A 15927-nucleotide genomic window follows, 5' to 3' on the forward strand; every position below is an offset into this window, starting at 1 on the left:
ATAATACAAAATTTATGTAATCGCTTTCTTTTTACTGATGAATATAGGGACACTGCAATTGTCATTCAAAGGGAAGGGTGATGGGCATGCATCGGGTACTGCTGGTTGATGATGAAGTATACGCACGAAAAGGACTTAGAAAACTGATCCGCTGGGAAGCATGCGGGTTCGAAGTGGCTGGAGAGGCGAATGATGGGGATGAGGCTAGTACCCAGATCGAAGAGCTACAGCCTGACGTTGTCATTACGGACATACGTATGCCGGAGACGGATGGACTGGAATTGATCCGGCGCACGGTTGAGCGTAATGAGCAGGTTCTAAATAAGTGCAAACAGCCCTATTTTATCATCGTGAGTGGATATAATGATTTTGCTTATGCCCAGCAGGCCGTGAGGTACGGGGTACAGGATTATATTTTGAAGCCAATTGATGAGATTGAACTGGAAGAGACTTTACGCAAGCTGGCGGAGGAGTTGAATCGGCGCAAGCATGCTGAACAAACCCGATGGGAGCAGGAATACGTCAGATTACTTAATCAGTTTATTTATGGCGAATCGGATTTGGAAACGGTTGAACAATGGATTGAACTGACGGGTACAAGTGCTAACGATCCGCTGGCATATCTGCTGTTTGAGAATAACACGCCACATTTCCAGGTTTCGGATACTGTTCAAGAGGAGGGGACGGGGGCCAGGAACGGAGAAAATTTTGGCCGGATTGTGCAGTCTGTTCTTGGAAAGATGTATGCAAATCGCTCATATCTGCATGTAAAAGAGCACGGCGAACGTATCGGAGTTCTGTTAACTGCGGAACATCTACGCCCTTATTCAATGAATCTACATGCGGTTGCCGGGCAAATGCAATCCTGCTTCGCCGAAATGGGTCATGACTCTGTATGCATATATATCGGGAAGGTTTGTTATGAACCTTTACTCATTGGACATGCCTATCAAACCGCACTGAAGGCGATTTCCTATAAATTTATTTCAGAGAAGAGTGGGATCGTTCTGTATGATAACATGCTGCATGAGTCTGTACAGTGGGTGCATATCGATCATGAAAAGGAGCAGGAGCTCCTGACACTTATGGAGGAACAACGGATTCAGGCGTTAGAGTATGCAATGGGTGAATGGTTCACCGATATGAGAACGGCCAATTACGCTCCTGTTGCAGTGACGTCTGCAATCCACCAACTGATCTCAGCGGTACTATCGATTCTGAAATCGGCTGAGGCGAATGTGAAAGAGATACCTTCGTTCAAGCTAATTTTGGCATGGCAAGCAGATCGGGGAACATTGGCTGAGGCCAGACAGTTGTTGACGGTTTTCATGTTAGATTCAGCGCGGAAGCTGGCGGAACAGCGTCAGTACAATCACAGGGGTGCCATGACAAAAATCAAACATTATATTGAAGCCAACTACAGCAGCAATATTAGTTTGAGAAGTATTGCCTCCATATTTTACATGAATCCGGTCTATTTGGGTCAACGCTTCCGCAAGGTGTATGGCATGTATTTCAACGACTTCCTGCTTCAACTTCGGATGGAGGAAGCCAAGAAGCTGCTGCGTCAGACGGATATGCGAGTATATGAAATCGCCGAGAGGGTTGGGTTCGGAAGCAGTGATTATTTCGCAACTCAATTTGAGAAAACGGAATCATGCGCTCCTACGGAATATCGAAATCGCATTCTGGATGAAGGGTAGGGAGATGACACTGTGAAGCTCAACTTTTTTAATAATATCCGCCTACGGGATAAAATGCTGATTTTGTATCTTTTCTTTGTACTCGTACCCGTTATCCTGACGAATGTTATTTTCTATCAGGTGACCATAGCGAACGTAAAATCCCAGCGAATGGCTGACCTCTCCAAAGGAATGGAACAGATTCGAAGTCAATTTATGGGGGAAATTCGCAATGCGGCCGATTTTTCCTCAAGCTTTTATACGGACAGTATACTGAATGACATGCTGGATGTGAATTACACCAATCCGGTTCAGTATATCGAAGCCTACGATTCTTATCTTCGCAAAATCCTGAATACCTATTACTCCGGTTACCGCTCCCTCCAAGGTTTGACGATATATGTGGATAACAAAAGTGTACTGCCTTCCGGGGGAGTTGAGTTTCTAACCGAAGAGGTTCGACAGTCCGAGCCATACAGGCTGCTGGCAAACAGTAAACATTCCGCACCCATTCTGATGAGATCCGGTCCTGAAGGGAATCGGCAGACGTTCAGCATTTTACGCAAACTCAATTATTATGAAGCTCTGCCCGGGTGGAAGGAAAAGTTCGTACGACTGGATCTGAAGCCATCGACGATTCGCCAGATTTTCACCAACCTTAACGTACAGGGCAACCTGTATCTGATTAATCCGGCTGGACAAATAGACTACTCGACGGATTCTGGTATCCCATGGTCCAGTCAACTCGTGAATTATAGTGATGTCATGGATCAACAAAGTAAGAAAGAGTTCGAAATGGCCTATCCATTGTCCGGTGAAATGGAGGGATGGAAAATCAACGGAATGTTCGATGAATCCGAGATTTACAAGGAACTGGGCAAACCCAGTCACCTTGTCGTTGTGCTGGCCTGTATCAATCTGATCCTGCCGACCTGGATTATTATCTGGATGACACGCACAATCCACGTGAGGCTGGCTCGAATACTGAAACACATGGAAAAAGTGAAGCATCAGCGATTTGAACCGATCAGACAGCCGGAATCGTCGGACGAGATTGGGCAGCTGACAGCCGAATTCAATCGCATGACGATGACGATCCATCGTTTGATTAACGACGTCTATGTAGCAGACATTCAACATAAAAATTTGGAGTTACAGCGGCGGCATGCCCAATTAAACGCATTGCAGAGCCAGATTAATCCACACTTTTTGTTTAATGCGCTGGAGACCATCCGCATGCGCAGCCTCATGAAAGATGAGGATGAGACGGCACGAATTATTTATCATATGGCTAAAATTTTTCGGAATGCCCTCACCTGGAATCGGGATAAAGTCAGCATACGGGAGGAATTGGAGTATGTGACCTGTTTTCTTGAAATCCAGAAATATCGTTTTGGTCACAAGCTGGATTATACGATTGATCTGGACCCAGAGGCTGCGGATTGTTCCATTCCCAAGATGACATTGTTGCCTTTTGTTGAAAATGCCAGCATTCATGGGATCGAACCACTGAAGGAAGGCGGGGAAATTCGGCTTTGTATTCGACGAACAGGCACAGAACTGATCTGTGTGGTGGAGGATTCCGGGGCAGGTATGACAGAGGACAAAAGAAAGCAGCTACTCTCTTACGTGGAAACGGAAGATTCAATGGGTGATCGCGTAGGTGTACAGAATGTCATCTATCGTCTGAAGCTGATCTACGATAGCCGGTTCCATATTCAGATCGATAGCGCTCCTAGGACAGGCACACGTGTGGAAATTGGTTTACCCCTTGAAGATTCATCCAATCCACCAAAGCATTAAACATTCTAAGGCATAAACCTATAGTTTATCCGGTAAACAAAGTTTGTCATCAACCTTATAATGAGAGTGCTTACATTAGAGGGGGGAAAGAGGGTGCGTTCATATTGGTTAATCACATGCTGAAGCGCTGGCTGCCGGCAGTATTAGCTTTAACCATGGTGACGGCTTGTTCCTGGGGAGGAAGTGAGATTAAACCGGAAGCTGGAGCAGGGGGAGACGGCAAAGTAAGCACAGAGAAAGTGACATTCTCGTATTTTAAAGCGGGTTCAGGCAAGGACATCAATACAAATGAAACCACAATCGGCAAAAAGCTGGAGGAACAAACCGGGGTTAATTTCAAAATTGAATACCTGGTTGGTGATATTAATACCAAAATTGGAACGATGATTGCAAGCAACAAGTACCCGGATGTGATGGTCCCGGACGGGGCTATTGACAAAATCGTGGATGCCGGTGCATTTATTCCTCTCAACAATCTGATTGATCAGTATGGACCCAACATTAAACGGGTGTATGAGTCGTACTACAACCTGATGAAAGAGGAAGATGGCAACATTTATTTTCTGCCCATGAGCGCAGTGGTTGGAAACTATCTGCCTAATCCGAATGTGGATCAAGGTGCCTTCTGGATACAGCGTCGTGTATTGAAGGAGGCTGGATATCCAAAGATCACCACGCTGGATGAATACATGGATCTGATTAAACAATACGCTGACAAACATAAGGTTGAAGGATTGACTGGATTCCTGTCGTTGACGTATGATGATAAATTTTTTACGATCACTAATCCGGCCATGCACCTTGCAGGTTATCCGAATGATGGAGCCATTATGGTGGATATGCAGACACAGGAAGCCAAGGACTATGGGCTTACGGAAGAGACCAAACGCTGGATGCAGAAGTTGAATGAAATGAATTCATTAGAGCTGTTTGATAAGTCCTCCTTTGTCGATAACTATGACCAGTATCTTGCGAAAGTGACCAGTGGGAAAGTGCTTGGATTCTTTGATTATGCCTGGCAGGTAGGGCAGGAAATGAACAATCTGAAGGAAGCCGGTAATGACGATTTGCGTTATATGGCACTGCCGATTGTGTACGACGCAAACACCAAGGATCAGTATACTGATCCGCCGAGCTTTGTTAATAACCGGGGGATTGGCATTACCGTAAGTGCAGAAGATCCGGTCCGTATCATCCAATTCTTCGATAACCTATTAACGGATGAGAATCAGATTCTGTCCAACTGGGGGATCGAAGGAGAAACCTACGAAGTGGATGACAAGGGGCGGTTTACGCGCTCTGCGGAAATGATCCGGAAAACAGATTCAGATGAGTTCCGTCAATCGTTCGGATTCAAATATTTTGAGTACAGCTGGCCACGTTACGGTAATGGATCGACTCTGCCTGACGGTAATTCTGTCGGTGTAGAACGACAACCCGAAGTTGCCCAATTCTCCTATACGGATGGAGATAAGCTCATTCTGGAGAAGTATGGCGTGGAGACGTTCTCTCAACTGTTCGCTGCGCCGGATGAACGTCCATGGTACCCGGCTTGGAGCATTGCTTTTGATCAAGGTTCCCCAGCCCATATCTATGGACAGAAACGTACAGATTTGCAAAAGAAATATGTGCCCAAACTAGTCCTCTCCAGTCCGGCTGACTTTAACAAGGTCTGGGATGAATATGTGAAGGAATTCAACAAGCTCGATGTGAAGGGCTATGAACAGACGATGACCGAAGAAGTTCGCAAGAAGGCAAAACTGGTCCAAGGTGAATAAGGTGGTGAGGAAAGGATGGCATGGAGGGATAAGCGCCTGCAAGGCGCGTGGTGAATGGGAATTCGACAATATTAAACATTCGTTTTATCTGGAAAAAAGTGTTGATTTTCACGTCTGGGACGTTTAGACTATATACATCAATATTAACGGGTTAGAGATGTATGACTTTGGCTTTATAATAAGTCGGTGGTCTCCAGACAAATGATGTGGAGGGAGTGCCTGTCATCCAGACAGCGCACTCGCTTTTTTTTACATTTTGCATACATACAAGGCATTTCCCGGTTGAAAGGACAAAGTGAGTGGAGCACCTACATGGAACGTACAACTTAGAACTGGTTATTTTATCTTACATTATTGCAGCGTTGGCTTCTTATGCAGCGCTTGACCTTGCGGGCCGAGTAAGTCTGGCTAAGGGCATGTCCCGAAATGTCTGGCTTACCTGCGGCGCAGTCTCTATGGGTTTGGGAATTTGGTCCATGCATTTTGTGGGCATGCTGGCTTTTGTTCTTCCCATGCATGTGTCGTATTCCACAGGTGAGGTCTTTCTATCCGTTCTGCTTGCAATCATTGCATCTGGTGTTGCGTTAAATATTGCAGGTCAGCAGTCAGGTAAAATAAGCAAGCTCCTGATCGCAGGGGTGCTCATGACCGCAGGCATTAGCAGCATGCATTACATCGGAATGGCTGCCATGTCGGTTACCATCACATATGAACCAGGCATAGTGTTGTTATCCATCCTGATCGCAGCTTTAGCTTCATTTGCTGCCTTGTGGCTCATGTTTTTCTTCCGGCAGCATCAGTCACATTATACATGGGTGTACAAGATGGGTAGCGGACTCATTATGGGGCTGGGCATCTCGGGAATGCATTATACAGGGATGTCAGCTGCACAATTTCATCATGCACATGATGCAATGGCTGGTTCGGGGATGCAGATTGAACCTTCACTTCTCGCATATCTGATCGCTGCGGGCACTTTTATTGCATTGGGGTTAACCTTATTCGGCATCTTCATTAATCAGCGTCTAACTCAGAAGGATCGCCGGATTCATGAAAATGAACAGTGGTATCAAGCCTTGTACGAAAACCATTCAGATGCCATTATTTCGGTGGATAAGCAAGGGGCTATCAAGGGGATTAATGCTGCAGTCACACGAATTACTGGGTACCAAGAAAGAGAGATTATTCATCATTCTATTGATGAGATTTCAAAGCATGTTGATATTCATTGGGCAAGTGAAATGCAGCATGTGGTGTGGGATGATGATAGCCGTGAACAGCAGCATTTCATGGGCAAAATGAAAAACGTTCAGGGAAATCTTCTTGATCTAAGTATCGCTGTAGTACCTGTACTGATTGATGGTAAACATCAGGGAAGCCATATCCTGATTAAAGACGTCACCGAGGAGAAACAGGCTCAGGAAAGCATCCGCCATCAGGCTCTGCATGATCCGCTGACCGGGCTCCCTAATCGACGCAAGCTGGATGATGTGCTGGAGAGCACGATCGCGACTTCGGGGGCAGCAGGAAGTTCATTTGCGGTTATGGTGATGGATATTGACCGTTTCAAAATGATTAATGACTCTCTGGGACATTCCATTGGAGATATGTTTCTTCGAGAAGTGAGCAGCAGAATTATGAGTGCAATCCAAGATTCAGACCCGAACGCGACGGATAATGTCATGCTTGCTCGTATGGGGGGCGATGAATTCACACTGGTTGTTACAAATGAGCAGGGGAATGAAGAACGGGTGGCCGAACTGGCCGAACGGATTGTTCGAGCGATTCAGCTACCTTATCGATTAAAGGAAAATGACTTTTACGTTACAGCCAGCATCGGGATCGCAATGTATCCGTATCATGGAACAGGAGCGGATGCGTTGTTGAAGCATGCAGACTCTGCCATGTATGAAGTCAAGAAAAACGGCAAGAACGGTTTTCAGTTTTACACGGCCCAACTGGATTCGGAGCTGTATGAACGAATTGAACTGGAAGGGTATTTGCGCAAGGCACTGGAACGAGATGAGCTGGTCTTGTATTATCAACCCCAGATACGTACAGAAGACAGCCGTATGATCGGCGTGGAGGCTTTGATTCGCTGGAATCATCCAGACAAAGGCGTTCTGTCTCCGAATGTGTTCATTCCACTAGCTGAGGAGACAGGCCTGATCTATGAGATCGGGAACTGGACATTGCGCGAAGCGTGCAGACAGATGAAACTTTGGCATGCCAGTGGCGGTCCACTCATTCCGGTATCCGTTAACTTGTCTAGTCAGCAGTTTCATCAATCCAACCTAGTGGAGCAGGTCAAAAATGCACTCACGGAGACGGGCCTCGATGCCCGCTATCTTGAATTGGAAATTACAGAGAGCATGATGATGGATGCATCCGTATCCACAGGTATTCTGAATGAACTTACAGCGCTTGGAGTCAAAATCAGCCTGGATGATTTCGGGACAGGATATAGCTCGCTGAGTTATTTGAAGCATTTTCCAATTCATAAGTTAAAGATTGACCGTTCCTTCGTGACGGATATTACGGAGAGCCGGAGTGATCAGGCGATTGTGGCCACAATCATATCGATGGCTCAAAATCTGAAGATGGAAGTGATCGCGGAAGGGATCGAGACGAAAGGACAGCTGGATATTCTGATGCAAAATGATTGCCGCGAAATTCAGGGATATTATTTCAGTCGTCCATTGCCGGCAAGCGAAGTGGAGCATGACTTTTTTGTGCCACTGCGGCTGCATGGAACTCCATCGATTCTCTAAGTTCACTGAAATGCCAAGCGGCAAGTCCCCGCCTTATGCCAGGGACTTGCCGCTTTTTTGAGTTCTTATGATAAAAACTTGCGGTGGTGCTTCTTGCCATCATATGTGAACCAGATCGGTTTATCTTCCACCCGTGTTTCCACATGGACGGTACGCCCCCAAAGCCGGTACAGATAAGGCAGGGTCCGTTCCATATACTTCAGATCCAGCTCGATGCCCTCGTATTGATGCTTGAGCACGAGTTCTCCGGTGCGCAGGTAATCGGCGTCCTGAACGACGAGATACGGAGAACCACCGTTGATGCGTGAAAATACAAGCTGATCCCGTATGTTTTGCCAGGACTTGTCGGTAATTTTCCAGTCCGGGCCCTTTTTCTCGAATACGTAGAGGTCGAGGTCTTCGGTTAATTGCTTGGTCATGTAGTTGCGGATAAATGAGGTATCGGAATCGAATTCGCGTACCTCAAACATTTTGGCACGACCCTGCCCTGGTTGACGCCCAAAACGTTCTCTTTCTTCGCGGGACGGGTTATCCCAGCGACGTTCAATATCTTCGAATATTTTCAGCCCTAAATAGTAGGGATTCAAACTTTGCTTGGATGGCTGCACGACGGAAGAGTTCAGTTTGGCAAATTCAATCGTATCCTCACTGTTCAGGTCCAGCTCCCGTATAATACGTTGATGCCAGTAGGAGGCCCAGCCTTCATTCATAATTTTCGTTTCCATCTGCGGCCAGAAATAGAGCATTTCCTCACGCATCATACTCATAATATCCCGCTGCCAATCGGTCAACACTTCGGAAAATTCCTGGATAAACCACATGACATCCTTTTCCGGTTCTGGTGGGAAGTGATGCACTTGTATTCCCTCCGCAGGTGTTTCCTCGGGCTGGGTATCATCAAGGGACCACAAGTCATCATAGCGACCTTCCGGCTTTGGCGTTTTCTCCCCACGCTGCTCCCGCATTTTCATCTCCATATAACGTTGTTTGTCCAAATGGCGGGGTTTGATCAACTGTGGATCAACATGTTCCTGAATCGCAATAACGGCATCGATGAACGCTTCAACAGCCTCTGTACCATATTCCATCTCATAGTTGCTGATCCGATCAGCCGTCGCGGCCATGCTCTCCACCATATTACGATTCGACTTGGAGAAGCGAGCATTGTTTTTGAAAAAATCGCAGTGAGCCAGCACGTGTGCGACAATCAGCTTGTTCTGGATCAGCGAGTTGCCATCCAGCAGGAAGGCGTAACAAGGGTTGGAATTGATTACGAGCTCATAAATTTTACTGAGTCCAAAATCATATTGCATCTTCATTTTATGAAAAGTCTTCCCGAAGCTCCAGTGACTGAACCGGGTCGGCATACCATACGCTCCAAAGGTATAGATGATATCGGCAGGGCATATTTCATAACGCATCGGATAATAATCCAGGCCGAATCCATCGGCAATCTCCATAATCTCGGCAATGGCGTATTCAAGGTCGCGGATTTCATCTGTCATCTTACGCTACCTCCTTCCCGTTTCTGGAAAAAGCTGCGCAAAGCTTTATACACTTCGCCTTTTTCTTTGATCACATAATACATGAACTGGTCGATCTTGATATGACGATAGGCGGACATCAGTGTGCTGCTGCGATTGTATTGGTTCACCTCGCCATAACCAAACATGTTGCTGCGCTTCATCAGCTCACCAATCAGTTTGACACACCGCTCATTATCCGAGGTCAGGTTATCTCCGTCCGAGAAATGGAAAGGGTAGATGTTGTAGCTGGAAGGCGGATAACGACTATCAATAATTTCCAGTGCCTTCATATATACAGAGGAGCAAATGGTGCCTCCACTTTCGCCGCGGGTGAAAAATTCTTCCTCGGTCACTTCCTTGGCTTCGGTATGATGGGCTAGGAAAACAATCTCAACCTTCTCATACTGACGGCGGAGGAAACGGGTCATCCAGAAGAAAAAGCTGCGTGCGCAATATTTCTCAAAGGAGCCCATGGACCCGGAAGTGTCCATCATGGCGATAATGACTGCATTGGACTGTGGAATGATTTTGTCTTCCCACGTCTTGTAACGCAGATCATCCGGACTGATATGGTGAATACCCGGATTGCCGGTAGTGGCGTTGCGGCGCAAGTTCTCCAATATGGTGCGTTTCTTGTCAATATTGGACTGCATGCCTTTTTTTCGAATATCGTTGAATACCACTGTATGTGTCTCAATCTGATCCTTGTCTTTTTGCTTCAGATCCGGAAGCTCCAGTTCCGCAAAAAGCATATCTTCCAATTCCTCGATGCTCACCTCGGCTTCAACAATGTCATGCCCGGGCTGATCTCCGGCCTTTTCACCTTTGCCTGGTTTCTTCGAAGCGGGATCACGACCAATGACATCCCCGACCTGACTGTCACCGTCTCCCTGCCCCACATGTTTTTGCTTTTGGTAGTTATACACAAAACGGTACTCATCCAGACTGCGGATTGGTACCTTGATGATTTGTTGTCCATCGGACATAATGATGTTTTCTTCAGTAATCAAATCAGGCAGATTCTGCTTGATGACATCTTTAACTTTTTGCTGATGGCGTTGCTGGTCCTGGTACCCTTTGCGGTGAAGCGACCAATCTTCCCGGGATACGACGAACGAGTAAGGCTGGTGTGAATTTGACATGTAGGCACCCCCCATTGATTACGCGGCACAGTTTGGCCTGTCGGTAATTAAGTATATTCACGGGCGGGGACGATATGTGATGCGTGAGTAGATAAAATGATACAATTACGCAAGTTTGCCTTCCTGGATCAACTAAAATTGTACCGATCGTCCGGAACTTTTTTACAGAAACGATGAACAAGTGTGACGAACTTCCTTTACAATAGGGACAAGGTGTTTACTTGGCATCCCTCAGAGGGATGTGTGCAAAGGAAGGATCCCATTTGAATAAACGGGCAGTTAAGGCATGGATTATGTATGATTGGGCCAACTCGGCCTATGCGACGACGGTACTTGCAGCCGTTCTTCCCGTCTTCTACGCTTCCGTGGCTGCAGTTACACTGGATACAGATACCGCGGCATCATATCTGGCATACACCCATTCCATCGGCATGTTATGTGTAGCGCTGTTAACCCCTTTGCTGGGGACATTAGCGGATTTATCGGGGCGCAAAGGTGATTTTCTGCGAGTATTCTCCATCATTGGTATCGTTGCAACGCTCGGATTCAGCTTCATTGGGGAGGGAGACTGGCTGCTCGCTTCTGCACTGCTGGTCATTTCGACAATCGGTTTTGCGGGTGGTAACACGTTCTATGATGCGATGCTGCCTGATCTGGTATCAGCGGACCGAAGAGATATGGTCTCCTCTAAAGGCTATGCTTATGGTTATATTGGTGGAGGATTGTTGCTTGCGATCAATATGCTCATGATTCAGCAGCCTGGGTGGTTTGGGATGGCGAGCACACTTGCGGGAACAAGACTTGCTTTTATCTCCGTAGCGTTGTGGTGGTTGGTATTTTCCATTCCGTTATTCCGCCATGCACCACGTCGTCCTGCAGCACCGGACATGCCCAAGTCATGGAAAGCATATGCCGGTGTGGGCGTGCGCAGACTTGGCCAAACTTTTCGCCAGATACGGCGTTTTCCGCAGCTGATGCGCATGCTGGTTGCTTTCTGGTTTTTCAATGATGGCATTAACACGATTATCCTGATGGCCACGATTTATGGAACAAGCATTGGGATCGGGACAGCAGATCTGATGCTTGCTTTGTTGCTGACCCAGTTTATCGGATTTCCTTGTACATTGTTGCTGGGGGCATGGGCACAGCGTTGGGGCGCGAAGCAGGTGTTGATGGTAAGCTTGTCCATTTACATATGCATCGTTATCTTAGGGTATTTCATGACATCAGCCATCCATTTTTATCTGCTCGCTGGGCTGGTTGGCGTAGTGCAGGGCGTAAGTCAATCGACAGCGCGTTCTTTGTTTAGCAATTTGATGCCTGCTGGCAGAACTGGAGAGTATTTTGGATTTGTGAATATTACAGGCAAATTTTCTTCCAGTTTTGGGCCTTTTGTATTTGGTTGGGTAGGCCAATTAACAGGGTCAACCCGTTGGGGGATTCTGTCTCTAATTTTCTTTTTCGCTGTGGGGATTGCAGTGCTAGTGACTGTGAAAGTGCAGCAGGGGATGTCGGATGCGATTCAGGCGGATCAGGAAGAAGGGCAGGGCTGGATGCATCGTCCCATATCGGGGAAAAGCTCAGAGGCAAGATCGACTGGATGAGTAGTTATTAACCTTTTATAGCTAATGTTCATCATTAATAATAGTAGCTCCGTGGGCCTGTTTATTCGTAAACTGCTTTGGAGCTTTTTCATGTTTATGCAACAGTTATAGATGGTGAGGGTCATAGAATAAGTATAAGTGCTTAAACGACAGAGAACAGAATAGAGTGGATAGAAAGATATTATGAAAAGGTGAAAATAAAAGATTGACATGATACATTTTGTATCATAGAGTAAAAGTATGAATACATATCGTATCTAAAAATTGTCGAAAGTACATCATCCATATTACCTATTCCCAAGTAGGATTATTAGCGGATTTTGATATAAAGAGCTATACCAACTGCATGCTTATTTTAATTTTACAGAGGAGAGGCTGCCATTGGTAGATGTTCATGGTAACGGACTTGTCTTACTACTATGTGTACCTCGCAGTGGAAGTTCGCTATCCACCGTGATGCTGCAAAATCACAGCCGTGTATTTGCCACACAGGAGATGTGGTTTCTGATGAATCTTGTAGATTTGCAGAAGGCTGATTCCCGCCCCTATGGTGGAAGTGCAATTATCCGTCAGTTTTACAGCGCTATGGTATCAGACGAAGGTTTTGAGAAGGCGTGCAGAAGCTTTGCTCTTGAAATCTATAACGGATTTCTGGAGGGGAGTGGGGCAGACTTCATCGTAGATAAATCTCCTCGTTACTATTATATGCTGGAATGGCTTGATCGCCTGTTTCCACAGTCCAAGCGCATTCATCTCCAGCGTAACCCCCTTGCCATAGCTGCTTCCTACAAAAAGGTAAACCGCCATACAGGAGAAGGATTCGAACTGATAGGCAGCTTGCAGAGTCCGAACCTTAATATGAAAGCAGTTGATCTCACACTGGGTATGCTCCGTTTGAACGATTATTTTGCGGACAAACACACGAATGCCTATGAAGTTCAGTACGAACAACTTGTCTCCAACCCTCGGGACGAAATGGAAAAGCTATGCGGTTTTCTTGGCATCGGATATGAAGAGGGAATTGAGCAATATGGACGCTTTGTGGACAGTACAAAGTCCAATATGTTCTATAGTATGGGTGTCGGTGATCCATTTCTGTCCTCGCATCAGGAAGCTCATCAAGATTCTGTTAACAACTGGAAAAAAATACTCGATCCACAGGAAGTTGAATTCTATTGCCGAGTGATAGGCGCAGATCTGTTCCATCGGATGGGCTACAGTGAACAGCTCGAAGAAGCCGAGCGATGGACGGGTGTACGTTACGAAGCTGGCCCGGATGAGGAAGTCATATCCAAGCTAACGCGTCAATTCTCCGAAGCAACGGGCAGCAGCTGGCAGCAAGGTTACCGGATGCAGCCTGTAGACCTAGTGAGCAATACTCCAGATGAAAACAGGGATAATCAGGCAGCGAATGAACCCGATGCAATTGACCCGACACTGGCCGCATTGGCAACGATCAGGCAGTTGGAAGCCGCATTACGTGCAGCCGATAATCGGCTGGAGAGAGGGTACAGTGAGCGGGAACGATTGAAGGTACAGCTTGCCTCTGCTCACAGTAAGATTCAGCGTATCAAATCCTTGATTCCGTTTGGTAACCAGATAAGCGCCTGGGCTTCACAGCGCAAGATACTCCGGGGAGGAAAGTCATGAGCGCTATAGCAGGAATTGTTCACACCGATGGTCAGCAAGCGTTGTGGGAGGACAGTTGGCGCCTATATGCCAGTCTAGGCCACGTTCCAGCGGATACAACGGGGGTCTGGAAAGGAAATGAAGCTTTTCTGAGCTGCCACGCCCAGTGGATTACGCCGGAGTCGGTCAGCGAGCAATTGCCCTTATATGATGAAGTGAGCGGTCTGACTATCACGTCGGATGCCATTTTGGATAATCGGGAGCAATTGGCAGACCAACTGTCCATATCAAGAGCGGAGTTAGCAGGATTGTCGGATAGTGAACTGATCCTGCGAGCCTATCTGCGGTGGGATGAACATATGGCAGAGAAACTGCTTGGCGATTTCGCCTTCGCAATCTGGGATGATCGCAAGCGCAGACTCTTCGCTGCCAGAGATATTACGGGCATGAGATCCTTTTATTTTCGGCATGATGGTGAGCGGTTTGCCTTCTGTACCTTAATGAATCCGCTGCTGCAATTGGAAGGTGTACATAAAGAACTGGATGAGATCTGGTTGTCCGAATTTCTTGCCATTCCCGACATGCATGACTCAGCAGATATCCATTCTACCGTCTATCGCGGAGTGAGCCAGCTGCCCCCTGCCCATACGCTTAGCTTCAGGGATGGAAGGCTGGAACAGAAACAATATCATCGCTGGGACGAAGTGGAGCCTTTACGGCTCAAGTCCGATGGGGAATATGTAGAAGCATTCCGCGAGGTATTTGGTCAAGCTGTTGGATCGCGTTTGCGAACGCATCGACAGGTGGCTGCTGCTTTAAGCGGAGGGCTGGATTCCGGAGCTGTGGTTGGATTTGCCTCAGGAACACTGCGGAGACAGGGAAAAACGTTAAATGCGTATAGCTATGTTCCGGTGCCTGACTTCACGGATTATACATCGAAAACACTGTTAGCAGATGAACGACCGTTTATCCAGTCTACGGTTAATCATGTGGGTAATATCACAGAGAATTATCTTGATTTTGAGGGAAGAAGCCCACTTAGTGAAGTGGACACCTGGCTTGATATTATGGAAATGCCTTATAAATACTTTGAGAATTCCTTCTGGATTCGTGGTTTTTATGAAAAAGCGAGCCAGCAGGATGCAGGCATTCTACTGACTGGAGCCCGGGGTAACTTCACGGTCTCCTGGGGCCCAGCACTAGATTATTACGCCAGTTTGCTAAAAAGCGGACGCTGGTTCCGGTGGCTACGGGAAATGCAGCAGTACAGTGAACGAACCGGGATGAAGTTCTCACGAATTGCCAAAATTACGGGCCGTAAAGCTTATCCGGAATTGTTTAAATCCATGTCAAAGGGAGCTGCCCAAGCCGCATCGGTGCAATTAATCCATCCGGAGTTTGCTAGAAGAACAGGCGTATTGGATCGGCTCAAATCAATTATCGTTCTGCAAGGTGGTGCGCAGGCAGATGCGCTCAAAGTACGGGCAGAGAAATTCAACAACCTGGCCATTGCGAACAAAAATGGTGCTGTCGCCACCAAATGCTCCCTTCGTTATCGGGCGTGGGAGCGTGATCCTACGAGTGACGCCAGAGTGATTCGTTTCTGTCTGTCTGTACCGATTGAACAATATGTTAATCAAGGAACGGACCGTGCTTTGATTCGGAGGGCTACATCGCCTGAGCTGCCTGACAAAGTGAGGTTAAACCAGCGAGTGCGCGGTGTTCAGCCCGCGGATTGGTTGCACCGCATGATTCCCAATTGGGGCGATTTTACTGCCGAATTGCGTGCGTTATGTTCTGACAGCCGGGTCGCTGGCATATTGAACACAGAGCGAATCAAGTCCGCACTTGCGAATTTTCCAAACCCTCGGCCGGAGCTCGCTTCCCACCCCGACTTGCGGTTGATGATGCATAGCCTGATCGTGTATCGATTCATCCGAAAGTTCTGATGTAGCTAGTGGGCGTAGCGATATGAACCGGGTTACAGGTTCA

The 15927-nt window shown here is 47.0% G+C and carries 9 protein-coding genes; 7 read left to right on the forward strand and 2 right to left on the reverse strand.

The genetic code is table 11. The annotated features are described in order from the left end of the window. Positions 1–80: 80 nt before the first annotated feature. From BLS14_RS24840 to BLS14_RS24855, 4 genes are all read left to right on the forward strand, one after another. Positions 81–1703, forward strand: a complete 1623-nt coding sequence (locus BLS14_RS24840) for a response regulator (RefSeq protein ID WP_090954474.1) — start codon at positions 81–83, stop codon at positions 1701–1703. Between the two features lie 12 nt (positions 1704–1715). Further along, on the forward strand, positions 1716–3485 hold the full coding sequence (locus tag BLS14_RS24845) for a sensor histidine kinase (protein ID WP_371121666.1): 1770 nt from the start codon (positions 1716–1718) through the stop codon (positions 3483–3485). A gap of 116 nt (positions 3486–3601) precedes the next feature. Next, positions 3602–5263, forward strand: a complete 1662-nt coding sequence (locus BLS14_RS24850; protein WP_090954476.1) for an ABC transporter substrate-binding protein — start codon at positions 3602–3604, stop codon at positions 5261–5263. A gap of 299 nt (positions 5264–5562) precedes the next feature. After that, positions 5563–8034, forward strand: coding sequence for an EAL domain-containing protein (locus BLS14_RS24855; protein ID WP_090954478.1), 2472 nt, complete (start codon positions 5563–5565; stop codon positions 8032–8034). Positions 8035–8099: 65 nt separating this feature from the next. On the opposite strand, the gene BLS14_RS24860 is transcribed toward BLS14_RS24855, so the two are convergent. Both BLS14_RS24860 and yhbH read right to left on the reverse strand, forming a co-directional pair. After that, the gene (locus BLS14_RS24860) at positions 8100–9539 is read right to left on the reverse strand and encodes a SpoVR family protein (protein ID WP_063564267.1); all 1440 of its coding nucleotides are present in this window, start codon (positions 9537–9539) and stop codon (positions 8100–8102) included. Beyond that, positions 9536–10702 (reverse strand): sporulation protein YhbH, encoded by a 1167-nt coding sequence (gene yhbH, locus BLS14_RS24865; RefSeq protein ID WP_053780501.1) that lies wholly within the window; start codon positions 10700–10702, stop codon positions 9536–9538. Before yhbH ends, BLS14_RS24860 begins: the two co-directional genes overlap by 4 nt. 263 nt (positions 10703–10965) lie before the next feature. Between yhbH and BLS14_RS24870 the strand changes: the two genes are divergently transcribed. The 3 genes from BLS14_RS24870 (at position 10966) to BLS14_RS24880 (ending at position 15884) form a co-directional block, all read left to right on the forward strand. Then, positions 10966–12306 (forward strand): MFS transporter, encoded by a 1341-nt coding sequence (locus BLS14_RS24870; protein ID WP_090954480.1) that lies wholly within the window; start codon positions 10966–10968, stop codon positions 12304–12306. 381 nt (positions 12307–12687) lie between these two features. Continuing rightward, positions 12688–13956 (forward strand): sulfotransferase family protein, encoded by a 1269-nt coding sequence (locus BLS14_RS24875; RefSeq protein ID WP_090954482.1) that lies wholly within the window; start codon positions 12688–12690, stop codon positions 13954–13956. Then, the gene (locus BLS14_RS24880; protein ID WP_090954484.1) at positions 13953–15884 is read left to right on the forward strand and encodes an asparagine synthase-related protein; all 1932 of its coding nucleotides are present in this window, start codon (positions 13953–13955) and stop codon (positions 15882–15884) included. The genes BLS14_RS24875 and BLS14_RS24880 overlap by 4 nt, the downstream gene beginning before the upstream one ends. Positions 15885–15927: the final 43 nt, after the last annotated feature.

This window comes from Paenibacillus sp. OK060, assembly GCF_900101205.1.
GTDB lineage: Bacteria > Bacillota > Bacilli > Paenibacillales > Paenibacillaceae > Paenibacillus > Paenibacillus marchantiae.

Bases quoted from the DNA above. Each gene is read 5' to 3' on its own strand.
- BLS14_RS24860 (WP_063564267.1), bottom strand. From the start codon at position 9,539: ATGACAGATGAAATCCGCGACCTTGAATACGCCATTGCCGAGATTATG.
- yhbH (WP_053780501.1), bottom strand. From the start codon at position 10,702: ATGTCAAATTCACACCAGCCTTACTCGTTCGTCGTATCCCGGGAAGAT.
- BLS14_RS24880 (WP_090954484.1), top strand. From the start codon at position 13,953: ATGAGCGCTATAGCAGGAATTGTTCACACCGATGGTCAGCAAGCGTTG.
- BLS14_RS24850 (WP_090954476.1), top strand. From the start codon at position 3,602: ATGCTGAAGCGCTGGCTGCCGGCAGTATTAGCTTTAACCATGGTGACG.
- BLS14_RS24840 (WP_090954474.1), top strand. From the start codon at position 81: ATGGGCATGCATCGGGTACTGCTGGTTGATGATGAAGTATACGCACGA.